This window comes from Bradyrhizobium sp. SZCCHNR1051 (assembly GCF_032489615.1).
In the GTDB taxonomy this organism is placed as follows: Bacteria; Pseudomonadota; Alphaproteobacteria; order Rhizobiales; family Xanthobacteraceae; genus Bradyrhizobium.
Genome location: NZ_JAUEYJ010000033.1, coordinates 12990 through 34548, shown reverse-complemented (window position 1 = coordinate 34548; position 21559 = coordinate 12990). Strand labels below are relative to the sequence as shown.

General features: G+C 65.3%; 20 protein-coding genes. 7 read left to right on the top strand and 13 right to left on the bottom strand.

Annotated elements, in window-relative coordinates; all coding sequences use genetic code 11:
* Positions 1–9: 9 nt before the first annotated feature.
* From mdlC to QW868_RS31000, 8 genes are all read right to left on the bottom strand, one after another.
* The gene (mdlC, locus tag QW868_RS31035; protein ID WP_410051339.1) at positions 10–1656 is read right to left on the bottom strand and encodes a benzoylformate decarboxylase; all 1647 of its coding nucleotides are present in this window, start codon (positions 1654–1656) and stop codon (positions 10–12) included.
* Positions 1657–1741: 85 nt separating this feature from the next.
* Positions 1742–2590, bottom strand: a complete 849-nt coding sequence (locus tag QW868_RS31030) for a MaoC family dehydratase N-terminal domain-containing protein (RefSeq protein WP_316232345.1) — start codon at positions 2588–2590, stop codon at positions 1742–1744.
* Positions 2591–2592: 2 nt separating this feature from the next.
* Positions 2593–3705 (bottom strand): CaiB/BaiF CoA-transferase family protein, encoded by a 1113-nt coding sequence (locus QW868_RS31025; RefSeq protein WP_316232344.1) that lies wholly within the window; start codon positions 3703–3705, stop codon positions 2593–2595.
* Positions 3706–3714: 9 nt separating this feature from the next.
* Positions 3715–4881, bottom strand: coding sequence for an acyl-CoA dehydrogenase family protein (locus QW868_RS31020; protein WP_316232343.1), 1167 nt, complete (start codon positions 4879–4881; stop codon positions 3715–3717).
* A 162-nt stretch (positions 4882–5043) separates the two neighbouring features.
* Positions 5044–5625, bottom strand: coding sequence for a thiamine pyrophosphate-dependent enzyme (locus QW868_RS31015; RefSeq protein ID WP_315734251.1), 582 nt, complete (start codon positions 5623–5625; stop codon positions 5044–5046).
* Positions 5625–6170 (bottom strand): thiamine pyrophosphate-binding protein, encoded by a 546-nt coding sequence (locus tag QW868_RS31010; protein WP_316232342.1) that lies wholly within the window; start codon positions 6168–6170, stop codon positions 5625–5627. Before QW868_RS31010 ends, QW868_RS31015 begins: the two co-directional genes overlap by 1 nt.
* A gap of 288 nt (positions 6171–6458) precedes the next feature.
* Positions 6459–7730 (bottom strand): cytochrome P450, encoded by a 1272-nt coding sequence (locus QW868_RS31005; protein ID WP_315775359.1) that lies wholly within the window; start codon positions 7728–7730, stop codon positions 6459–6461.
* A gap of 182 nt (positions 7731–7912) precedes the next feature.
* Entirely contained in the window at positions 7913–9208 is a 1296-nt protein-coding gene (locus QW868_RS31000) for a cytochrome P450 (protein ID WP_315734245.1), read from the bottom strand.
* Between the two features lie 218 nt (positions 9209–9426).
* Between QW868_RS31000 and QW868_RS30995 the strand changes: the two genes are divergently transcribed.
* From QW868_RS30995 to QW868_RS30985, 3 genes are all read left to right on the top strand, one after another.
* On the top strand, positions 9427–10599 hold the full coding sequence (locus QW868_RS30995; RefSeq protein ID WP_315734243.1) for an isovaleryl-CoA dehydrogenase: 1173 nt from the start codon (positions 9427–9429) through the stop codon (positions 10597–10599).
* A gap of 207 nt (positions 10600–10806) precedes the next feature.
* On the top strand, positions 10807–11940 hold the full coding sequence (locus tag QW868_RS30990; RefSeq protein ID WP_316232358.1) for a DUF898 family protein: 1134 nt from the start codon (positions 10807–10809) through the stop codon (positions 11938–11940).
* A complete protein-coding gene (locus QW868_RS30985) occupies positions 11915–13060 on the top strand; it encodes a M48 family metallopeptidase (protein WP_316163614.1) in 1146 nt (381 codons plus the stop codon). The genes QW868_RS30990 and QW868_RS30985 overlap by 26 nt, the downstream gene beginning before the upstream one ends.
* A 214-nt stretch (positions 13061–13274) precedes the next feature.
* Here QW868_RS30985 and QW868_RS30980 read toward each other — a convergent pair whose 3' ends face one another.
* A complete protein-coding gene (locus tag QW868_RS30980; protein WP_316232357.1) occupies positions 13275–14015 on the bottom strand; it encodes a DUF2927 domain-containing protein in 741 nt (246 codons plus the stop codon).
* Between the two features lie 122 nt (positions 14016–14137).
* Positions 14138–14710, bottom strand: coding sequence for a L,D-transpeptidase (locus QW868_RS30975; protein ID WP_315734239.1), 573 nt, complete (start codon positions 14708–14710; stop codon positions 14138–14140).
* A 277-nt stretch (positions 14711–14987) separates the two neighbouring features.
* On the opposite strand from QW868_RS30975, the gene QW868_RS30970 reads away from it, so the two are divergent.
* A complete protein-coding gene (locus tag QW868_RS30970; protein ID WP_316232341.1) occupies positions 14988–16535 on the top strand; it encodes an acetolactate synthase large subunit in 1548 nt (515 codons plus the stop codon).
* A gap of 130 nt (positions 16536–16665) precedes the next feature.
* On the top strand, positions 16666–17181 hold the full coding sequence (locus tag QW868_RS30965) for a hypothetical protein (protein ID WP_315734235.1): 516 nt from the start codon (positions 16666–16668) through the stop codon (positions 17179–17181).
* 118 nt (positions 17182–17299) lie between these two features.
* On the opposite strand, the gene QW868_RS30960 is transcribed toward QW868_RS30965, so the two are convergent.
* Positions 17300–17500, bottom strand: coding sequence for a hypothetical protein (locus QW868_RS30960; RefSeq protein WP_315734232.1), 201 nt, complete (start codon positions 17498–17500; stop codon positions 17300–17302).
* A 319-nt stretch (positions 17501–17819) separates the two neighbouring features.
* Here QW868_RS30960 and QW868_RS30955 point away from each other — a divergent pair, with 319 nt between their 5' ends.
* Positions 17820–18137 carry a hypothetical protein gene (locus QW868_RS30955; protein WP_316232340.1) on the top strand — a complete coding sequence of 106 codons (318 nt, stop codon included), beginning with the start codon at positions 17820–17822 and terminating at the stop codon, positions 18135–18137.
* Between the two features lie 373 nt (positions 18138–18510).
* Positions 18511–19875 carry an integrase family protein gene (locus QW868_RS30950; RefSeq protein WP_316232339.1) on the top strand — a complete coding sequence of 455 codons (1365 nt, stop codon included), beginning with the start codon at positions 18511–18513 and terminating at the stop codon, positions 19873–19875.
* Here QW868_RS30950 and QW868_RS30945 read toward each other — a convergent pair.
* On the bottom strand, positions 19820–20188 hold the full coding sequence (locus QW868_RS30945) for a hypothetical protein (protein ID WP_316232338.1): 369 nt from the start codon (positions 20186–20188) through the stop codon (positions 19820–19822). The two genes, QW868_RS30950 and QW868_RS30945, sit on opposite strands and share 56 nt — an antisense overlap.
* Positions 20189–20319: 131 nt before the next feature.
* Complete coding sequence (locus QW868_RS30940; protein WP_316232337.1) at positions 20320–21453, bottom strand: SAVED domain-containing protein; 1134 nt, start codon at positions 21451–21453, stop codon at positions 20320–20322.
* Positions 21454–21559 lie beyond the last annotated feature (106 nt).

Here is a 21559-nt window from a genome sequence, read left to right as displayed (position 1 = left end):
AACGTCGGATCAGCCCTTCCGGGCGTAGAGCAGCGGGACCGCGGCGTCGACCATCACCTCGACGAGGCTCGTGCCGGCATGTGCGAGGGCTCGCGTCAGCGCACTGGCGAGCTCGGCGGCATGGCTCACGCGCACTGCATCGCAGCCCATGCCTTCCGCGAGCTTGACGAAATCGAGGCCGGGCAGCTCGAGCCCGGGCACGTTGCGCACCTGCATGACCTGGCTGAACGAGCGCATCGCGCCATAGCCGGAATTGTTGATGACGACGACCGTCAGCGGCAGCCTGCGCTGCGTGGCGGTCCACAGCGCCTGCAGCGAATACATCGCCGAGCCGTCGCCGATCAGGCACACCGTGCGGCCCGCGGTGCGCCCCAGCGCCAAGCCGACCGCCGCCGGCAGGCTGTAGCCGAGTCCGCCGCTCGCCATCGTGTAGAACGAATCCGCGCCGGGCATCGGCATGTACTTGTGCATCAGCGGCCGATGCGAGGGGATCTCCTCGACCACGGCGCTGCCCGCCGGAAGCGCCTGCGCCAGCGTATGCAGGAGATAGTCGACCGGGATCGGATCGGCCGGCTTCGGCGCGGCCGGCAGCACGCGGCCCTTCGGCGCCGCGCGCCTGGTCTCCGGCAGCAACTCCAGCAACACCTCCAGCGCCGGCCGCATGGTGGCAATGATGCTGGTGCCGATCGGCGGCACGGCGGCGCCTTCGGCATCGTCGGTGATCTGATAGAGCGTGGTGACGCCGTCGAAGATCGCGGCATGGCCCTCGACATGGAAGGTGAACACCGGGGCGCCGAACACGACGACGAGGTCGTGCGGCTTCAGGGCGTCGGACAATTGTCCGGGTGAGGCGTGCAGAAAGCCCTGGAATTGCGGATGGCGCTCTGGGAACGCGCAGCGCGCCGAGAACGGGCTGACCCAGACCGCGGCCTTGGCCTTCTCGGCGACCTCGACCATCAGTTCGACGCAGCCGGCGCGGTCGATGCCGGGGCCGACCACGAGCGCGGGATTCTTCGCGGCGGCAAGTGCGCTCACCAGTTCGTCCATGGCGGCGCGATCGGGGCCGAGCTCGCGGCTCACCTTGCGGGCGGTGATCGGCTGCGCCGGATGCATCCAGTCGTCGATCGGGATCGAGACGAAGGTCGGCCCGCACGGCGGCTGCATCGCGGTGTAGTAGGCGCGGGCGATCGCGCCCGGCACGTCCTCGGGCCGCGCCGGCTCGACGCTGTATTTGACGTAAGGGCGCGGGAATTCGGACGGGCGTTCGGCATAGAGAAAGGCCTGCAGCGGCAGGATCGCGCGCGCCTGCTGGCCGGCGGTGATCACCAGCGGCGTCTGGTTGCGATGCGCGGTGTAGATGTTGCCGAGCGCGTTGCCGACGCCGGCCGCCGAATGCAGATTGACGAAGCCGGCATTGCGCGTCGCCTGCGCATAGCCGTCGGCCATGCCGACCACGCTGGCCTCCTGCAGGCCGAGCACGTAGTCGATGTCATCGGGCCAGTCGCTCAGGAACGGCAGCTCGGTCGAGCCGGGATTGCCGAAGACTTTTTTGATGCCGAACGCGCGCAGCAGTTCGAACGTGGCCTGCTTGACGGTGACGGGTTTGGTTGTTGTTCTTGTGGTTTTTGGCACGGCGTTTCCTCGAATGACCGTCATTGCGAGGAGCGAAGCGACGAAGCAATCCAGAGTCGCGGGTGGAACTCTGGATTGCGTCGCTTCGCTCGCAATGACGAGACCGACTTCACCAATTCGCGGTGCCCTTCATCGTCGGCTGGCGCTCGGCGTTGGCGGTCCACAGCTCCAGGCCGGCATCCTTGTCATTCGCATTCACCGAGAACGCGCTGCCCTCGAACAAAGGCTGCACGCCGCGATAGGCGAACTTGGCCGGCGGCTTGCCCTTGAGGCTGGCGGCGAACTCGACCAGCAGCGCGGCCTGCAAAGGTCCGTGGAAGATCAGGCCCGGATAGCCTTCGACCCTGGTGACGTAGTCGCGGTCGTAATGGATGCGATGGCCGTTGAAGGTCAGTGCGGAATAGCGAAACAGCAGCACGGCATCGGAGATACGCGTCTCGCTGTGCTGCGCGACCGGCGGAGGCGGCGGCGCTTTTGCCGGCGCAGCCTGCGCCCCGCCCATGTCGCGATAGACGATGTCCTGGCGCTCGCGGATCGCGACGCCGCGCGGCGTGGTCACGACGTGCTCTACGGCGACGAAGCAGAGCTGGCCGGTCGAACCGCTCTTCAGGGTGACGTCTGAGATCGTCGAGACGCGGGTGGCGACATCGCCGACGCGCAAGGGATCGATGAACTGCACCTCGCCGCCCGCCCACATGCGGCGCGGCAAGGGTACCGGCGGCAGGAAGCCGCCGCGGGTGGGATGGCCGTCGGGGCCGAGCTGATCGTGCGGAAACACGGGCTGGCCCAGGCACCAATGCACCGTGTAGGGCGCGATGTCGCCGGTTGTCGGCTCGCCGATGTCCTGGAACAGCGTCGCGCGCAGGCCCTTGGTGAGCTGCGCGGTGACGATGTCGGTCGCCTCGGCGCTGCGGCCGACCCATTGCCGGAGATGGTCGAGATCGAGCGGGTCCGTCATGATCATCCCTTGCGCTGATGGGGCGAGGCGGCCTCGCCGGTCGCGGGCACGGCGCCGTAGTGCCTGTCCTCGCCGACCACGATCGCCGCCGGCGCGGGATAGCTGACGACGCCGTTCGGCGTGTCCACCTCGATGCGCCGCAGATGCGGATGGACCGAGAGATCCGCCATGCTGTTGACCTCGGCGAAGGCGATGTCGGCCGCGGCGAGCTTGCCCAGCAGCTCATCGCGCGACAGCGCCGCGAAGCGCGCGGCGACGATGCCGTCGGTCAGCGCACGATTGCGCACGCGTTCGACCATGTTGGCGAAGCGCGGATCGTCGGGCAGCCCGGGCTGGTCCAGCACCTTGGCGCACAGCGTCTTCCACTCGCGCTCGCTCTGGATCGAGATCAGGATGTCCTTGCCGTCTTTCGAGGTGAACACGCCATAGGGCGCAATCGAGGGATGGGCGAGGCCGATGCGCTTCGGCGCGTTGCCGGCTTCCGCGTTGAGCAGCGGCACGGTGAGCCAGTCGGCCATCACGTCGAACATCGAGATCCTGATATCGGCGCCCTCATTGGTGCGGCCGCGCCTGATCAGCGCCTCCAGGATCGCGGCATGCGCCGTCGCGCCGGTCGCGACGTCGACGATCGACATGCCGACGCGCGAGGGACCGTCGGGGCCGCCGGTGATCGAGGCGAGCCCGCTCTCCGCCTGGATCAGCAGGTCATAGGCCTTGCGGTCGGCATAGGGACCGGAGTCGCCGTAGCCGGTGATGGTGCAGCAGATCAGCTTCGGATAGTCCTGGCGCAGCCGCTCGCGCGCAAAGCCCATTCTGTCCATCGAGCCGGGCTTGAGGTTCTGCAAGAGAACGTCGGCGCCGGCGATCAGCTTCTCCAGCTCGGCGCGACCTTCCGGTTTTGAAAGGTCGACGACGACGGAGTCCTTGCCGCGGTTGAGCCAGACGAAGTAGCTGCTCTGGCCCTTGGCGGCCGCGTCATAGCCTCGGGCGAAATCGCCCTCGGGCCGTTCGATCTTGATGACATGGGCGCCGGCATCGGCGAGGCGCGACGAGCAGAACGGCGCGGCGACCGCCTGCTCGACGGCGACGACAATGATCCCTTCAAGCGGCAGCATGGCAGGACCTCAATACGACCTGGGCATGCCGAGCACGTGCTCGGCGACGTAGGACAGGATCAGGTTGGTCGAGATCGGCGCCACCTGATACAGCCGCGTCTCGCGGAACTTGCGCTCGACGTCGTACTCCTCGGCGAAGCCGAAGCCGCCATGAGTCTGGATGCAGGCATTGGCCGCCTCGAACGACGCGTCGGCGGCGAGCATCTTGGCCATATTGGCCTCGGCGCCGCAGTCGAGCCCGGCCTCGTATTTGCGCGTGGCTTCCTTGACCATCAGCTCGGCAGCCCGCATCGACGCATAGGCCTTGGCGATCGGGAACTGGATGCCTTGATTCTGGCCGATCGGGCGGCCGAACACGACGCGCTCCTTGGCATAGGCGGTGGCCTTGGCGATGAACCATTTGGCATCGCCGACGCATTCGGCCGCGATCAGGATGCGCTCGGCGTTCATGCCGGAGAGGATGTAGCGGAAGCCCTTGCCTTCCTCGCCGATCAGGTTCTCCGCCGGCACGCGCATGTCGGTGAAGAAGACTTCCGTCGTGGCGTGGTTCATCATGGTCCGGATCGGGCGGATGGTGAGCCCGGCCTTCTTGGCCTCGCGCATGTCGACGATGAAGACGGAGAGGCCGTCGGTGCGCTTCTGCGCCTGGTCCTTCGGCGTGGTGCGCGCCAAGAGGATCATCAGGTCGGAATATTCGGCGCGGCTGGTCCAGATCTTCTGGCCGTTGACGACGTAGCTGTCGCCGTCGCGCCTGGCGAAGGTCTTCAGCGACGATGTGTCGGTGCCCGAGGTCGGCTCGGTCACGCCGAACGCCTGCAGCCGCAATTCGCCGCTCGCGACTTTTGGCAGCCACTTGGCCTTCTGCTCGGCATTGCCATGACGCAGCACCGTGCCCATCGTGTACATCTGGGCATGACAGCCGCCGCCATTGCAGCCGGCGCGCTGGATCTCTTCGAGGATCGCCGCCGCCGCCGACAGCTTCAGGCCGGCGCCGCCATATTCCTCGGGGATCAGCACGGAGAGATAGCCGGCCTGTGTCAGCGCATCCACGAAGGCGGACGGGTAGGCCATCTCGCGATCGAGCTTGCGCCAATATTCACCGGGGAACTGGGCGCAGAGCTTTGCCACCGCGTCGCGGATGTCGGCATAATCGTCGTGCGGATGGTGTTCGGTCATGCGCTGCTCCGCGGACCGCTGTCGCGCGGCCCCGCGGTCTCCCTATGCTTGTTCGTCATAGCCTATGACGAAGCATGCCAGCCTTGGCAAGCAGGGAATGACCACGCCGCGCGCGTCCGGCCCCGCCACAGCGGCATGGCGCGCCCGCGCGGTGATCGCGTTCTAGCTGACGGGAAATCCGAGATGGCCGCGAAAGCGGCTCTTTAGGAAAACGCCGTCGCGCGGCGGCAACGCGCGGTCGACATGATCGGTCGAGATCGTCACGCGGGCGAAATGCGGACCCTGCCGATCGCGCAGCTTCGGCCGGAAGGCGTCGAGTGCGGCACGCGTTTCGATCGTGCTCACCGAGGGAAAGCCGGCGCCCGCGGCAATCAGCTCCAGCTTCGCGCCGAGCCCGGAATGACTCATCTGCATCCCGGTCTCGCCGAAATGGGCGTTGTCGAGCACGACGATCGAGAGATTCTTCGGCTGCTTCGCCGCCGAGGTCGCGAGGCTGCCGAGCCCCATCAGTTGCTCGCCGTCGCCGGTGATGACGACGACCGGGCGCGATGGCTGCGCCAGTGCGAGACCCAGGCCGATCATGGCCGCGCCGCCCATCGCGCCCCAGAGATAGAAGTTCGCGTCGTGATCGCCCGCGGCGAACACGTCGTAGGACGACGAGCCGAGGCCGCTGATCACCAGCAGATCGCCGCGATCATGGAGCAACGCCTTGACGGCGGTGCGGCGGTCGAGCGGTGCTCCCATCACTTCGCCTCCGTCCACTTCTTGGCGCCGATCATGCGCTGGGAGATCAGCACCGCGATCGGCTGGTCGCTGTCGAACGCGAGCCTCGCTGCAGCGGCCGCCATCTCGCCGGCGTCCTCGGGACGCCCGAGCCGGAACACCGTGACGCCCATGATCTCGAAGGCCGCCTGCGTCGCTTTGCCCATCGGCACCTGCCACGGATTGAACTCGGCCCATTCGCCGCGCATGGTCACGAAGCTGAGGAACGGGAAGCGGCAGCTCGCCAGCAGCGACAGCATGTTGACGCAATTGCCGACGCCGCTCGACTGCATCAGGAGCACTGCGCGCTGGCCGCCGAGCCAGGCGCCGGCGGAGAGCGCGATACCTTCCTCCTCGGTGGTGAGGACCGTGGTGGCGATCGCGGGATCGTCATGGGCGAGGCTGATCAGGCGGGAATGGCCGGCATCGGGGACGTAGCAGAGCTGCCGGACGTCAGCCGCCTTCAGCGCCTGGTAGATGGCGAGCGGCCAGTCGGGGCTGGGGCTTGGTGTATCGGAAGCGGCCATGGCGTCCTGTGGTTCGTGTGCACCCGTGGTGCAGCGGATGATTTAGCCAGAAACGACCGTCGAAGCCGATTGAATCCCGGTGGACCCAGCCATGCCGTTATAGGCAGCTAAGGCCCCACGGTTCGAGACGCGCCGCAAGCGGCGCTCCTCACCATGAGGGTCTGGAGCCTCGCTCATCCAGGCGGGCCTTCACCCTCATGGTGAGGAGCCGCGTAGCGGCGTCTCGAACCATGAGGCCCGAATTCGGTCGACTGAACGAGTGTCCATTTGGAAGAGGTCGACTGGAGCTCACCCGGGAATCCGCACCGGCAGGCTCTCGTAGCCGCGCACGAAGCTGGAATAGACCCGCTTCGGCTCGCCCACGACCTCGATACGGTCGAAGCGCTTGAGGATCTCCTGCCAGACGATGCGCAGCTGCAGCTCGGCGAGCCGCATGCCGACGCAGCGATGGATGCCGAAGCCGAATGACAAATGGATGCGCGGCCGCTTGCGGTCGATGATGAAGGCGTCCGGATTCTCGATCACCTCCCCGTCGCGGTTGCCCGAGACGTACCACATCACGACGCGGTCGCCCTTCTTGATCGTCTTCCCGCCGAGCTCGGTATCGACCAGCGCGGTGCGGCGCATGTGGGCGAGCGGCGTCTGCCAGCGGATCACCTCAGGCACCATGGTCTCGATCAGCGCCGGATTGTCGCGCAGCTTCTGATACTCGGCCGGGTTCTCGTTCAGCGCCAGCACCGAGGCCGTCATGGTGTTGCGCGTGGTGTCGTTGCCGCCGACGATGAGCAGGATCAGGTTGCCCATCAGATTGTCCGGCGTCATGTGCCGCGTCGCCTCGCTATGCGCCATCATCGAGATCAGGTCGCGGCCAGGCTCGGCCTGGCGCGCCTTCCACATCCGGCCGAAGGTCTCGGCGCATTCGCCGAGCTCGCGGCGGCGCTCCTCCTCCGACGAGACGATGCCGCTTTTGGGCAGCGCGGTCGAGACGTCGGACCAGCGCGTCAGCTTGCGGCGTTCCTCGAACGGGAAATCGAACAGGGTCGCCAGCATCTGCGTGGTCAGCTCGATCGAGACCTTCTCGACCCAGTTGAAGGTCTCGTTGCGCGGCAGCGAATCCAGCACCTTGGCCGAGCGCTCGCGGATCAGCACCGCCATCTGGTCGAGATGGTCGGGCGTGAACATCGGCGACACCGTCTTGCGCTGCTCGCCATGAACAGGCTCGTCCATCGCGATGAAGCTCGGCCATTCGTATCCGGGCGGCACGTCTCGGATCATGATCCCGCCATTGCTGACGTCCGAGGAGAAGATCGCGTGGTTGGTGTCGACATGCATGATGTCGTGATAGCGCGTCACCGACCAATAGGGCTCGATTGGCGCCTTGGTGCAGTAGTGCACCGGCGCCTCCTTGCGCAGCCGCTCGAACCACGGCCAGATCGTGTCGTTCTGGAACAGCCGTGGTGCGCCAGGATGGAAGTCCTCGATCGGGGTGGAATAGGCCTCGAGGCGCGCGTCGCGCAGCAGATCGGCCTTATCGGAGCGAAGCGCGGCCTGGGCGGTCATGGGGTGGTCCTTTTCTGAACAGTCGCTCAACAATGTACAAAATATGATTGCCTTCCGTCATTGCGAGCGAAGCGAAGCAATCCAGGGCCAGGAAGAAAGTCTGGATTGCTTCGTCGCCTTCGGCTCCTCGCAATGACGGAGCGGGTGGATAGCTCTCGGTCCAATTCGTCGAGATGGTGGGGCTACGCCGCAATCCTGACCGGCAATGCCTCATATCCCTTCACGAAGCTCGAATAGACCCGCTTTGGCTCCTCCATCACGTCGATATGATCGAATCGCTTCAGGATTTCCTCCCAGATGATCTTGAGTTGCAGTTCGGCCAATCGCAAGCCAACGCAGCGGTGGATGCCGAAGCCGAACGACAGATGCTGACGCGGTCTGATACGGTCGATGATGAAGTCGTAGGGGCGTTCGATGGCGGCCTCGTCGCGGTTGCCCGAGACATACCACATCACGACCTTGTCGCCTTTCTTGATCTGCTTGCCACGGAACTCGATGTCGAAAAGCGCGGTGCGGCGCATGTGGGCGAGCGGGGTCTGCCAGCGGATGACCTCGGGGACGAAGCTGTCGATCAGCGCGGGGTTATCCTTGAGCTTGCGGTACTGATCCGGGTTCTGGCTGAGCGCATAGATGCTGCCGGACATGGTGTTGCGCGTGGTGTCGTTGCCGCCGACAATCAGGAGCACGAGATTGCCGAGGAAGTTCTTCGGATCCATGTTCCGCGTCGCCTCGCTGTGGGCCATCATCGACAGCAGGTCGCTCTTCGGCGGCTGGTTGACGCGCTCCTGCCAGAGCCGCGCGAAATAGCGCGCGCAGTCCATCAGCTCGGCCTGCCTTTCATCCTCGGTCGCGACCAGCCCGTCCGGACCCGGGATGGTGGTCGCGATATCCGACCAGCGCGTCAGCTTGCGGCGGTCCTCCCAGGGGAAGTCGAACAGCACCGCCAGCATCTGCGTGGTCAGCTCGATCGAGACACGATCGACCCAGTCGAACACCTCGCCAACAGGCAGATTGTCCAGGCATTCGGCGGAGCGCTTGCGGATGTTGATCGCGAGCTCGTCGAGATGTGTCGGCGTGAACATCGGCGCCACGGTCTTGCGCTGCGCGGCATGGCGCGGCGGATCCATCGCGATGAAGCTCTCGCGGCGCAGGTCGGGGTCGACGTCGCGAATGGTGATGCCGCCGAGCGCGGACGCCGAGGAGAACACCGCGTGGTTGGTCTCGATCTCCATGATGTCGTCGTAGCGGGTGATCGACCAGTAGGGGCCGAACATCGACTCCTTGCAGTAGTGCACCGGATCCTCGCGACGCAGCCGGTCGAAATAGGGCCAGTGCGTGTCGGTACGGAACAACTCCGGATGACCGGGGTCGAATTCGGCGAGCGGCAACGATGCGGCGCGACTGGCGGCCGCGTCGTTGACGCGGTCGCCTGCTGCGGCGTGTCGCTGTGCCTCGGCCGTCGTGGTGGTCCCGTGCATGGACGTCTCCCTGATGGCCGGATTCTAGCTGTCCGGCGATGTCGGGCGCGATTACATCCTGCCCGGGAGCGCGGGGCAAGTGCGGAGTGCGGCCGCCGGGCCGGTCTTGCGTCGCAACGCTGGTATTTGTCCGGACGTCGGGCGTGACAAGCGTCACGTCACGGAATATGGCTTTGAGCGATTGTTGCAAAGCAGAAGACTAGCAGGAGGGCGCCCCCATGATCGCCAACGCGCAGCGCATGTTCAATTTCGATCTCGGCGAGACCGCGGACGCGATCCGCGAGACGGTGGCGAGCTTTTCGCAGGAGCAGATCGCGCCGCGCGCCGCCGAGATCGACCGCTCCAACCAGTTTCCGCGCGATCTCTGGCCCCGGATCGGCGAGCTCGGCCTGCACGGCATCACCGTCGAGGAGGAGTATGGCGGCGCCGGCCTCGGCTATCTCGAGCACTGCATCGCCATGGAGGAGATCTCGCGCGCCTCGGCCTCGGTCGGCCTGTCCTACGGCGCCCACTCCAATCTCTGCGTCAATCAGATCCGCCGCAACGGCAACGAGGCGCAGAAGCGCAAATATCTGCCGAAGCTGATCTCGGGCGAGCATGTCGGGTCGCTGGCGATGTCCGAGCCGCAGGCCGGCTCCGACGTGGTGTCGATGAAGACGCGCGCCGACAAAAAGGGTGATCGCTTCGTCCTCAACGGCAACAAGATGTGGATCACCAACGGTCCGATCGCGGAAACGCTGGTGGTCTACGCCAAGACCGATCCGCAGGGCGGCCCGCGCGGCATCACTGCCTTCATCATCGAGAAGGGGATGAAGGGCTTCTCGACCGCGCAGAAGCTCGACAAGCTCGGCATGCGCGGCTCGGACACCTGCGAGCTGGTGTTCGAGGATTGCGAGGTGCCGGAGGAGAACGTGTTGGGGCAGGTCGGCCGCGGCGTCAACGTGCTGATGAGTGGCCTCGACTACGAGCGCGCGGTGCTCGCCGCAGGTCCGCTCGGCATCATGCAGGCCTGCATGGACGCTGTGCTGCCTTACGTGCATGAGCGCAAGCAGTTCGGCCAGCCGATCGGCACCTTCCAGCTGGTGCAGGGCAAGGTCGCCGACATGTACACGACGATGAACGCCGCGCGCGCCTATGTCTATGCGGTGGCCAAGGCCTGCGATCGCGGCGAGACCACGCGCGAGGACGCGGCGGGCGCGATTCTGTTCGCCGCCGAAAAGGCGACGCAATGTGCGCTCGATGCGATCCAGCTGCTCGGCGGCAACGGCTACATCAACGACTATGCGACCGGGCGGCTGCTGCGCGACGCCAAGCTCTACGAGATCGGCGCCGGCACCAGCGAGATCCGGCGCATGCTGATCGGGCGGGAATTGTTCGACAAGACGTCTTGAGGTGCCGACCAAGCGGTTGGCGCATGCGGGACATGCGTTCGCCAACCGGCCGGATGCAGATATTTTAGTCATCCTCGTCGAGGCCGGTGTTTTTTCCGGCCGACTTGCGTAGAAAATACGTCGAACCTCGGAGTCGTCCCGGCGACGAACAATCGAGGTATATTGTAGATCTTTTGCGTGTGTCGGAGGCCCTGAGCCGTGAACCAGATGAGTTACGTTCCGGAGCAGCTGCCGCCGCTTCCGCCTCTCACCGCCACCTTCTCAGGTGCGCGTGGCGAGTTCTTCCGGCTGGTCAGCCGCGGGGCGGCCATCGAACTGATCACACTGGGCTTCTACCGGTTCTGGCTCGCGACCGACATCCGCCGGCATCTCTGGGTCAACACGGCTGTCGACGGTGATGCCGCAGAATATACCGGGCGCGGCAAGGAGCTCCTGATCGGCTTCCTGTTCGCGATGGCGATCCTGGTCCCGATCTATCTCGCCTATTTCCTCATCGGCGTCGAGGCCGAGCGCTACCAGGGCTTCGCCAGCGTGCCGCTGGTGATCGCCTTCTACGCCTTCGGCCAGTTCGCCATCTTCCGCGCGCGCCGCTACCGGCTGACGCGCACGGTCTGGCGCGGCATCCGGTTCTGGATGACGGGTTCGGGCTGGGCCTATGCCGGGCGCGCCATGTTGTGGACCTTGTTGACGGTGGTCACGCTGGGGCTGGCCTGGCCGTGGCGCGCCGCCGCGCTCGAGCGCTACAAGATGCGACATTCGCACTATGGCGATCTCAGCGGCGACTTCGAGGGACGCGGCTGGGAGTTCTTCAAGCGCGCCTGGTATCTGTGGGTCATCGCGCCGTTTGCGCTGCTGCTGTTTCCGTTGTTTCCGTTCGTCTATGCGCAGTTCAAAGCGATCGAGTGGCGCTGGTGGCTGTCGGGCATTCGCTTCGGCGGCGTGCGTCTGGAATCGGACCTGCCCGACAATGCGTTCTATGGTCTCTATTGGAAGGTGATCGGCTGGTGGTTTCTGCTGTCGATCGCCTCCAGCGCCTATTTCGGCGGTGTCGCCGCGCTGATGCTCAGATTGCTGGGGCCGGGGAGTGACGGCCGGCCTCAGGCGCAGGCGCTGTCCGACAACGTGCCGATGCTGGTGCTGGTCGGATTGGGCTACATCGCCTGGATCCTGGCGCTCAACGTCGTGATGCGGCTCTATCTGGTGCGCGACATGTGGGCGACCGTGCTGCAGTCGGTTCAAGTGCATGGCATCGAGGCCATGGCCAATGTCGCCGCCAGGGGCGATCTGGCCAGCGCGCTCGGCGAAGGATTTGCCGATGGACTCGACGTCGCCGGATTCTGATCCCGGGCAGGTGGCCGCTGCTGCGCCGGCCGCCGCCACGCCGGTCGAGCCGGCCGCTCCGCTCGGCGGCCCTGCGGTCTATTTCGACGGCCTGTCCAACCGGCGGCAGACGGTCACGATCGGCTTCGCCAATCAGCTCGTGATGCGCAGCGCCGACAATTTCGTCTCCTGGCCCTATGCCGACATCCGCCGCGTCGACGGCCCGAGCGGCACGCTGCGCGTGAGCTGCCTGTCGGCATCGCCGCTGGCACGGCTGGAGATCCGCGACGCGGCGTTGTCGGCCGAGCTGATCGCGCGCTGCAGCCATATCGACCAGAACAGGATGACCCGCGGCGCCATCGCGCGCATCGTCGGCTGGTCGCTGGCCGCCGTCGCCTCGATCGTCGCCGTCGTGCTGGTGGTGATTCCGTTCGCATCCGATCGGCTGACGCCCCTGGTGCCGCCGACCATGGAGCGGCATCTCGGCGAGGCCGCCGTGGTGCAGATCCAGACCGTGTTCGGTGACAAGCTTTGCGGCGAGGCGGCCGGGCAGGCCGCGTTCGCCAAGCTGGTGTCGGCGCTGCGCCGCCCCGCCGGCCTCGACGACAGCATCGCGTCGCAGGTGCTGGATACGCCGATCCCCAACGCCTTCGCGTTGCCGGGCGGGCAATTCTTCCTGTTCAGGGGGCTGCTCGACAAGGCCAATGACCCCGACGAGGTCGCCGGTGTGCTGGCGCATGAGCTCGGCCACCTCAAGCACCGCGACAACCTGCGGCAGCTGATCCACAATGGCGGCAGCTCATTCCTGATCGGCCTGCTGTTCGGCGACGTCACCGGCGCGGGCGCGGCGATCTTCGCCTCGCGGGCCATGATCAATGCGTCCTATTCGCGCGAGGCGGAGGCGGCGGCGGACGGTTTCGCGATCGACGTGATGCACAAGCTCGGACGGCCGACGCGCCCGATGGGCGAATTGCTGTTTCGCATCACCGGCAAGGAGGACGGCAAGCGCCCGTCGCTGTGGGCCAGCCATCCGCTCAGCGAGGACCGTCTCGCGCGCATGCGCGCCGAGGACCGGCCGCCGAGCGGTCCGCCGCTGCTGAGTGCGGAGGAGTGGCGGGCGCTGAAGGGGATCTGCCGATAGCGCCGAGTTGCCGCAGTCGCTTCGCCAAATGCGGTGTGGTCCCAGCGAACGCCGGGACCCATAGTCACCGGGCCCGGTAGTTGGAAGAAGAGCGTCGCTCAGCGTGCCCAATTGCACGGCCGCGGCGTATGGGTCCCGGCGTTCGCCGGGACCACACCTGTGTTCGAGGCGGCGTCTCGGCTCTCAAACCACGACGCTTAACCAAACGCCTGCGTCACTCCGCCAGATTGTTGGTCTTCCTCACCCAGGCCCGCACATCGGCCAGCACGTCCGGCAGCACCGCCTTGACCTCGGAGAGCGTCATGCCGGCCTTGACGCGCGGGTCGTACAGCAGGTTGAGGATGTACTGGTCGTAGACGTCGAAATAGCCCATCGAGACGTTGTCGTTGAACATGGTCCAGGGCACGCTCGAGGTGTCGTTGATCGGCCCGAGCGACTGCAGGAGCTCCTCATAGGCGCAGTCGAGAAAGACGAAATCGCCGTTGTCGACGGTGAGGATGACGTCGGAATGCTCGATCTCGAACGCCTCGTTCTTGCGGAAGCCGGACAGGCATTGCGGATCCAGCGAGGTCTTGATCTCGCGCGCGCGCTCGCTGCCATAGGCCTGGCTGATGGTGTGGTAGAGATCGCGGTCGCGCACCAGCTTGACGCGGACATTGGCGTCGCCGTCGGTGTCGGTCATCGCAATGTCGAGGTTGCGGATGCGCGCGGCGATGTCGCTGACGACCTTGGCGAGCTGCGCCTTGCGATCGGCGCGGCGGCCATCGGCGAACACCCGCACCGGTGCGCTGTACTTCCGGATGCGGTCGACCCGGCCCGCCAGGTGATACTCGGCGCCGAACGCGGTCTTGAAGAAGCCGTCGGTGATCTCGGCGTCGGTGAAGCTCTTCTTCTCGATGCGCTGGCGGGCGGCGATCGCCGGAATTTCGGTGGTCGACGCCGGCAGCGGGACCATCGCGGTCACAAGCGCAGCCAGCGCGGCCGCCACCGCGCTCCGCAGGGGGCGCCAGGAGCACGGATGCTCGTGGCGAGGATGCGCGCTGTGACATTGCCTCATCGTCGTGGTCGAGTGCGGCTCTAGTTCTTGACGATCACGGTCGTGCCGACCGAGACGCGGTCGTAGAGGTCGGCGACGTCGTCATTGGTCATGCGGAAGCAGCCCGACGATACCGCCTGGCCGATCGTCTCGGGCTCGTTCGAGCCGTGGATTCGGTACAGCGTTGAACCGAGATACATTGCGCGCGCGCCGAGCGGGTTCTCGATGCCGCCGGCCATGTGGCGCGGCAGGTCGGGCCGGCGCCGCAGCATCTGCGACGGCGGGGTCCAGGCCGGCCATTCCTTCTTGGCGGAGATGCGGTGCACGCCGCTCCAGCGGAACCCGTCACGGCCGACGCCGATGCCGTAGCGCAGCGCCTGGCCGCCCGGCAGGACCAGATAGAGCCGGCGCTCACTGGTGCTCACGACGATGGTGCCTGGCGCATACTGGCTCTGGAACATCACGGTCTGGCGCGGAATCGGGCTGACACCGCTCTGATAGAAGTTCGGCCCGCCGCCGAAGAGGTCCCTGGTGTCGAACATTTCCGCCCGCGCCATCCCGGCGCTTGCCACCGACGCGACCGCAGCAATTCCCAAAGCCAAACAGCGCTTCATTTCCGTCCCCTGGCAAACATCAAATTCCGTTCGCAGACAGGCCATAAACGGTTGCACTTCGCAACCCACGGCGGCGTGAGGCCGGTATGTGGCGACGGTCCGTGACCCAAATCCCACGGACAATCGCGCGCGTCCGGACCAACATCCTGTTAGCCAAGCCCGCGCATGAGCACCGTGGCGATGGCAGCAATGCGGCCAGCCCCTTTGACGCCGCGGGCGAACAATGATTGATCTGCCCAACATTGCAAATAGCGCGCGAAATCAGCAGGAGAAGATGATGAACGGTGCGGAAAGCCTGGTACGGACCCTGGTCGCAGGGGGCGTTGACGTCTGCTTTACCAATCCGGGCACCTCCGAAATGCACTTCGTCGCCGCGCTCGACCGCGTCGAGGGCATGCGCTGCGTGCTCGGCCTGTTCGAGGGCGTGGTGACCGGCGCCGCCGACGGCTATTTCCGCATGAAGGGCACGCCGGCCTCGACGCTTCTCCATCTCGGCCCCGGCCTCGCCAACGGCCTCGCCAATTTGCACAACGCCAAGAAGGCGCGCTCGGGCATCGTCAACATCGTCGGCCAGCACGCCACCTACCACATCGGCTTCAATGCGCCGCTGACCTCGGACATCGAGGGCCTGGCGCGGCCAATGTCCGACTGGGTGCGGACCTCGCCGAGCGCCAAGGCCGTGGCCGCCGACGGCGCCGCCGCGATCGCCGCCGCCAAGAGCGCGCCGCCGCAGATCGCCACCCTGATCCTGCCCGCCGACACCGCCTGGAACGAGGCCGACGGCATTGCCCAGGTTCCGGGAGAGGCGCAGCGCCCGAGCTATTCGGCTGACGCGGTCGAGAAGGCCGCGAAGATCCTGCACGCCCACGGCCCCGAGACGCTGGTGCTGATGACAGCGGGCGCATTGACCGAGCAGGCTCTGACCTTCGCCCAGCAGATCGCCGGCAAGACCGGCTGCCGCGTGATGGGCCAGACCTATCACCCGCGCATGGCGCGCGGCGCCGGACGGTTCTCGATCGACCGCATCCCCTACGTGATCGAGCAGGCGCTGCCGATCCTGAAGAACTACAAGCATATCGTGCTGGTCGAGGCCAACGACCCCGTCGCCTTCTTCGCCTATCCGAACAAGCCGAGCATGCTCAAGGCCGAGGGCACCGAGGTGCACCGCATGACCGCCTGGGGCGAGAACTCGGCCGCGGCGCTGGAGGCGCTCGCCGGCCATCTCGGCGCCAAGCCGGCCGACGTCAAGCCGCAGCCGCTCGCCGAGCTGATCAAGCCGACCGGCGGGCTGAACCACACCACCATTGCCCAGGCGATCGCCTACGCGATCCCGGAGAATGCGATCATCGTCGACGAATCCATCACCACCGGCCGCGGCTTCTTCCCGCCGACGGCGGCCGCCAAGCCGCATGACTGGCTGCAGAACATGGGCGGCTCGATCGGCTTCTCGACCCCGGTCGCGACCGGCGCCGCCGTGGCCTGTCCGGACCGCAAGGTGATGTGCCTGGTCGGCGACGGCAGCGCGATGTACACGATCCAGTCGCTGTGGACCCAGGCGCGCGAGAACCTCAACGTCGTCACGGTCGTGTTCGCCAACAGGATCTACCAGATCCTGCGCGGCGAGTTCGACGGCGTCGGTGCCGGCGAGCCCGGCCAGCGCGCCCAGGATATGCTCAAGATCGACCGCCCGACGCTGGACTTCGTCGCGATGGCCAAGGGCATGGGCGTTCCCGCCCGCTCCGTCACCTCGGCCGACGAGTTCAATGCCGCGCTGGCCGAGGCCAATGCCGAATATGGTCCGCGCCTGATCGAAGTGCAGATGTAAATCCGCAACGCTGGCGGCCGCAAAACGGCCGCCGGCCGAGGGAAGGCGCATCGCCTCATTTATGGGGTTGGCGACTCACGCCGATCGCGTGTTGATGGTGAGGTGTCCTTCTCTCCTGTATCTGAGCGGCATGCACAGTGAATTGAACCGGCTGATCTCTGCGCTGCAGGAGTTCTATGCGCGCGAGCGCTTCATCCTCGACCGTGATCTCGGCGAGCGCGCCTTGACGCATCGGCTGGCGGTGCATCTCGAACGCAACTTCCTGGGGTGGGATGTCGATTGCGATTACAATCGGCTCGGCGACCGCGCCATGCTGCTGCCGCGTGGCACCATCGTCTCGACCGACGATGAGCTGGGCAAATCGGTCTACCCGGACATCGTCGTGCACAAGCGTGCCGTGCCCGACAATCTGCTGGCGATCGAGGTCCGCAAGGCCGGCAACCACCAGCCGCTGGCGCATGACCGCCACAAGCTGATGGCGCTGACCGATCCGCATCTGTGGTTTGCCTATTGGATCGGCGTGCTGGTGATTCTCGACCGCCGCAGCGTGATCACGCCGGAGGTCTATGTCGGCGCCCGGATCGATCCGGGACTGTCGGCCTGGTTCGCGGGGCGATTGCAGCAGATGGGACTCGCCGCCGGCTGAGACATCTCGCAGAAGAGGTGCGCGATCGCGGTCGACGCGAATGAACAAGGGCCGCCCCTGATAGGAGCGGCCCGATCTCGTCGCGCATGTGGAGCCTGCGGACAGGCGCGCCCACGCCCTACTTCGACATGGCGTCGCCGGACGACTTCTTCGCCGACTTCTTCTTCGTCTTGCTCATCTTCATGTCGTCGCCCCCGCCCATGGCGTCGCCGCTCTTCGCCGACTGGCCGGTGGTCGTCATCGGCTTCTCGGTGGACTGGGCAAGAGCGGCCGACGAGACGAACGCGAGGGCGGCGGTGGCGATGATCAGTTTACGCATGCGGAAAACCTCCGTGGGTTGGAAACGCCCCGGACCATAGGCGGATTCGAGTCGCGGCGTTCTGACGCAGGAATCAGGAAAACGTGAGAGCTCCGCCCCGCAAAAGCCGCCTTGCGCCGTCCCTGCGGAGGTAGCAGGTGCATTCTGTGACTGATGTGCCGGATGCAGGGCGCCCATGCGCGGACGAGCGAGGTCAAAATAGCCGGGTGCGGCGATCCAATTGCCTCGATGCACATTCGATGCGTAGCCGCGGCCGTTGCTGCGACGTCGGCCTCTGGTCCAAATGGAATAGCTTCGGGCTTCATGGGGGAAGAACGGAATGTCGAACAACCTGAGCGCGGTCCGCTCTTCCGAGGAGATCGAGACCCTCGCGCGCGATGCAGTCGCCGACGCTCGGGCGGAGCGTCGCGAGCAGGCGTTGCAGAAGCTCGCGCCGTTGCGGAAGGCGCAGACCTGTCAGCGCGAAGCGGCCATGGCGCTGCTGTGGGTGGTCGATCATATCTGCCTGCCGCGGGACGTCGCGGCCGGGATTCTCATGGAGATCGCGCAATCTCACGACGAGGACGCCGACATTCTCGCCAGGGAAGCAGCTCGGACTACCGGTCGACATCGGCCGCTTCGGCCTGCCGGAATGTGAACTCGGCCAACGCAAGGTCAAGCTCGCCGAGCGTCCGCTGGCGGTGCCCCGATCGTCATCATGCGATGGCGGTATGGGCCCCAGATGGACGGTAGTAAACACGGAACGGACGCGCAAATTCAGAGGTCAATGGTGGGCGCACAAGGGATCGAACCTTGGACCTCTCCCGTGTGAAGGAAGAACCACGGCTCCAAGGCGGCCATATCAGACCATACGCTAAGTCGAAAATGACCTTGCAGTATAAGGATTTCCTGCAATATTTGACCTCAATCGGCCAGACGCAGCCATAGGTCAAATCTGTGCCCCCGCTGTGCCCCGAGAGCAATTCTCCCCTGGGGCACAGATCGGGGCTCAGAATCGCGGGAAAGATCTCATGTCTCACCCCGACGCGGGAAAAGGTCTCAGGTCCAAATCGCAGCAGCAATTTCTCAAGCTCACCGACGCCGCCGTTGAGCGCGTCGAGCTGCCGGCCGGCAAATCGCAGGTTTACCTCTACGACAGTGAACAGCCGGGCCTTGCGCTCAGAGTCCGCGCCAGCGGCGGCAAGAGCTGGGTCTATCTGTTCACCAAGCCAGGTGTCGATGGCACGCAGCGCAAGACGCTGGGCGCCTGGCCAAGGTTCAAGGAAAGGGACGCGCGCGCGGCCGCCAAGATTGCGACCGGTGATCTGGTGCGCACCGGCGACCCGAACGCCGCCAAGCGCGAAGCCAAAGAGCAACAGCTGGCCGCAAAAGAGCGGAAGACGCTGGGCGAGCTGATCGAGGCGAAGGGGCCGTACGAGAGGGCGCTGCTGCAGCGCGGAATCGTGAACTGGCAGGTTGCACTGTCGGCGATGCGGCGCGGTCTGGCCGGGCATCTGACCAAGGACATCAGGTCCCTGACGCGCCGGCAGATCGTCGCGGACGCGGACAGGATCGCCGCCACCGGCAAACGCGGCGCCGCCGACGATATGCGCAAGCACACCCACACCTTTCTGGAATGGTGCGTGAGCCGAGGTTTGGTCGATACCAACGTTCTTGCCGGCTATCGAAATCCAAAACAGACTCGCAGGGAGCGGGTCGGGCGCCGACAGAAGGGTCGCGCGCTCACCGACGATGAGGTGATCAAGGTCTGGAAGGCGGCGGGTAAGCTCGGCGCATTCGGACAGCTGACGCGGCTATGCCTGCTCGGTGGTCCGCGCCGCAGCGAGCCGACGATGCTGGAATGGTCGAGGCATATCCTGGACGACCGCGTAACGTTCGACGAAGCCTGGACCAAGATGGGTCTACACCACGACGTTCCGCGCACGCAGCCGATCGATGAGGTGCTGGCGGCGGCGAAACATTTTCAGCGCGCTACTTCTGACTATGTGTTCCCGTCGCCGAAGACCGGGGGGCAGATGTCGGGTTTCACCAAGATGGTTGCGCGACTGATCAAGGAAGCCGAGGTCGCCAGATTCACCATGCATGATCTGCGGCGCACACTGCGCACCATCATGTCGCGTTGCGGTTACGACAACGAAATCCAGCGGCTATGTGTCGGGCAAAAGCCCCGCGGAATCGATCAGGTCTACAATCACGACGAACAGTGGATTATCCGCAGGATGGCCTTCGAAGCGGCTCATGACTACATCGCGGAGTTGGTCGGCGCGAAACGGGCCGGCAAGGTCGTGCGTCTGCAGCGGACGAATCCGCTCGACCCGATCAAGGCCGAGTTGCTCGGCCGTCTCCGCGAGCACTATGCGGCTGAGACGGCTTAGTGGCCTTGTCGCGGCTCGCCAGATAGTCCCGCACTGCATCGACCCGATAGAGCGGGCGGCCATCGACGTAACGCCATTTCAGGGGATGGTTCGGATCGCGCCGCCACTGTTCCAGCGCGCTAGGCGTGCGCCGAATGATCGCGGCCGCCTCTAATACCGTCAAATTAGAACTACCCGGCAGCGTATCGATATCAAATGTCGCGGGCGGCGGCACGCCACGCTTCTTGCGGCCGCGTTTCGCGGGAGGCGGCATTTCCTTGCTACCTGGCGACCCAGACACTCCGATCCGCGTCTCTTCGTTCTTGCCGTCCATGCGCCGGTCCCGGACTACGATCGGTCCGAGGCAACAGGATGACAGAGCTCTTGCGCAAGAAGCCCGGAGCGCTGGTAGGGCTACCGGGTAGCTGGGAGTACAAATAGGACGAGCCGGTTCGATCGGCCTGGCTAGCTCGCGATTTTCAAGGTCGGAATGAAGCCACCGACCGACCGATTCTGATCGTAGATGTGCAAGGGCAGATCTGCCTTCGGCATCCGAACGCGTCCGACTTCTATGGAAGCTGAGTTCGGAAGCGCCGGAAAGACGTTGATGATCGCCTTCTCTCCATGAACTGCCTTGATGCGATCAAAGAGGCGTCGGAGGTGGCGTTTGAATTCCACCAGATCCTCAGGTCGCCGCATGATGTCGTTGTGCGGATTTTCCGCGGTCAAGGACCAGATGGCCACTTCGTCACCGAGCACGGCACGAATGCGATCATCCGTGAGGGTTGCGCTGAGCGCCAGTTTGAGCGCGACGCGCACGGCCGGCGGCCCAGAATACTCGTTGAGGAGGAACGTAATTGCCGGCTGATCGGGCTGCCAGCGCCACGTCGGCGGCTCCCGATATCTCTGATGAACGGAGACCGGGACAATGTCTCCCAGAAGATGGCCAAGTTCGATGAGAAGCGGTTGCGGCGCCAACGCAAAAACGCTGAGTTGCCGGATCTCCTTCTGCTCGATCCGCTCCTTCACCTTACGGGCGAAGACGCGCCGGAGATTGTCCTGCTGGATCGTCCAGTACTCCTGTTCATGATCGGCATAGTCACATCCGACCAACTCGATGTCGATCGTGCGGCCTTCGGCGGGATGACGATCGGGCGGCATGGCCATGAAGATCGAGCGTGTCGAGACAAGCGCGTCTCGCTGACCGATATCGGCCGCAAACCGGAGCACGTGGGCAGCGCGATCCTCGGCCATTCCGGTCACAATGGCGATCCGATCCTCATGTTCCGCCTTCATCTCGAGAAGGACGCCTTCCGGATGATCCGCGAGATAATCGACGTCCACGCCTTTGTGATGCTTCGCGCAAAGCAGCATCAGGTTGTTCAGATCTTTGCCGAGCGCCGGTGAGCGAACCGCATCCCCGCGCGGCCCCTCTGCGCTGTCGGCAACGATATGCGCGATGAAGCCGAACTTTCCATCCTCGCGACCGGCGACCAGGTCGCCGATAAGATCCTCGTTGCATCCGCGATACTCGCACCGGCCTCCGGCTCTGGCCCAGAGAGCGACCTGAATTTTGTTTGGGATTTGCGTCTTTGCCATGGTGGAGATCCGATCCGACTCGGTGTAGTGTTCACGTTTTATCCCTGAAGCTCAAGCGCGCAGTTTGACGATCCACACGCGCCTTTTGGGCGACATTTGGAGGCGA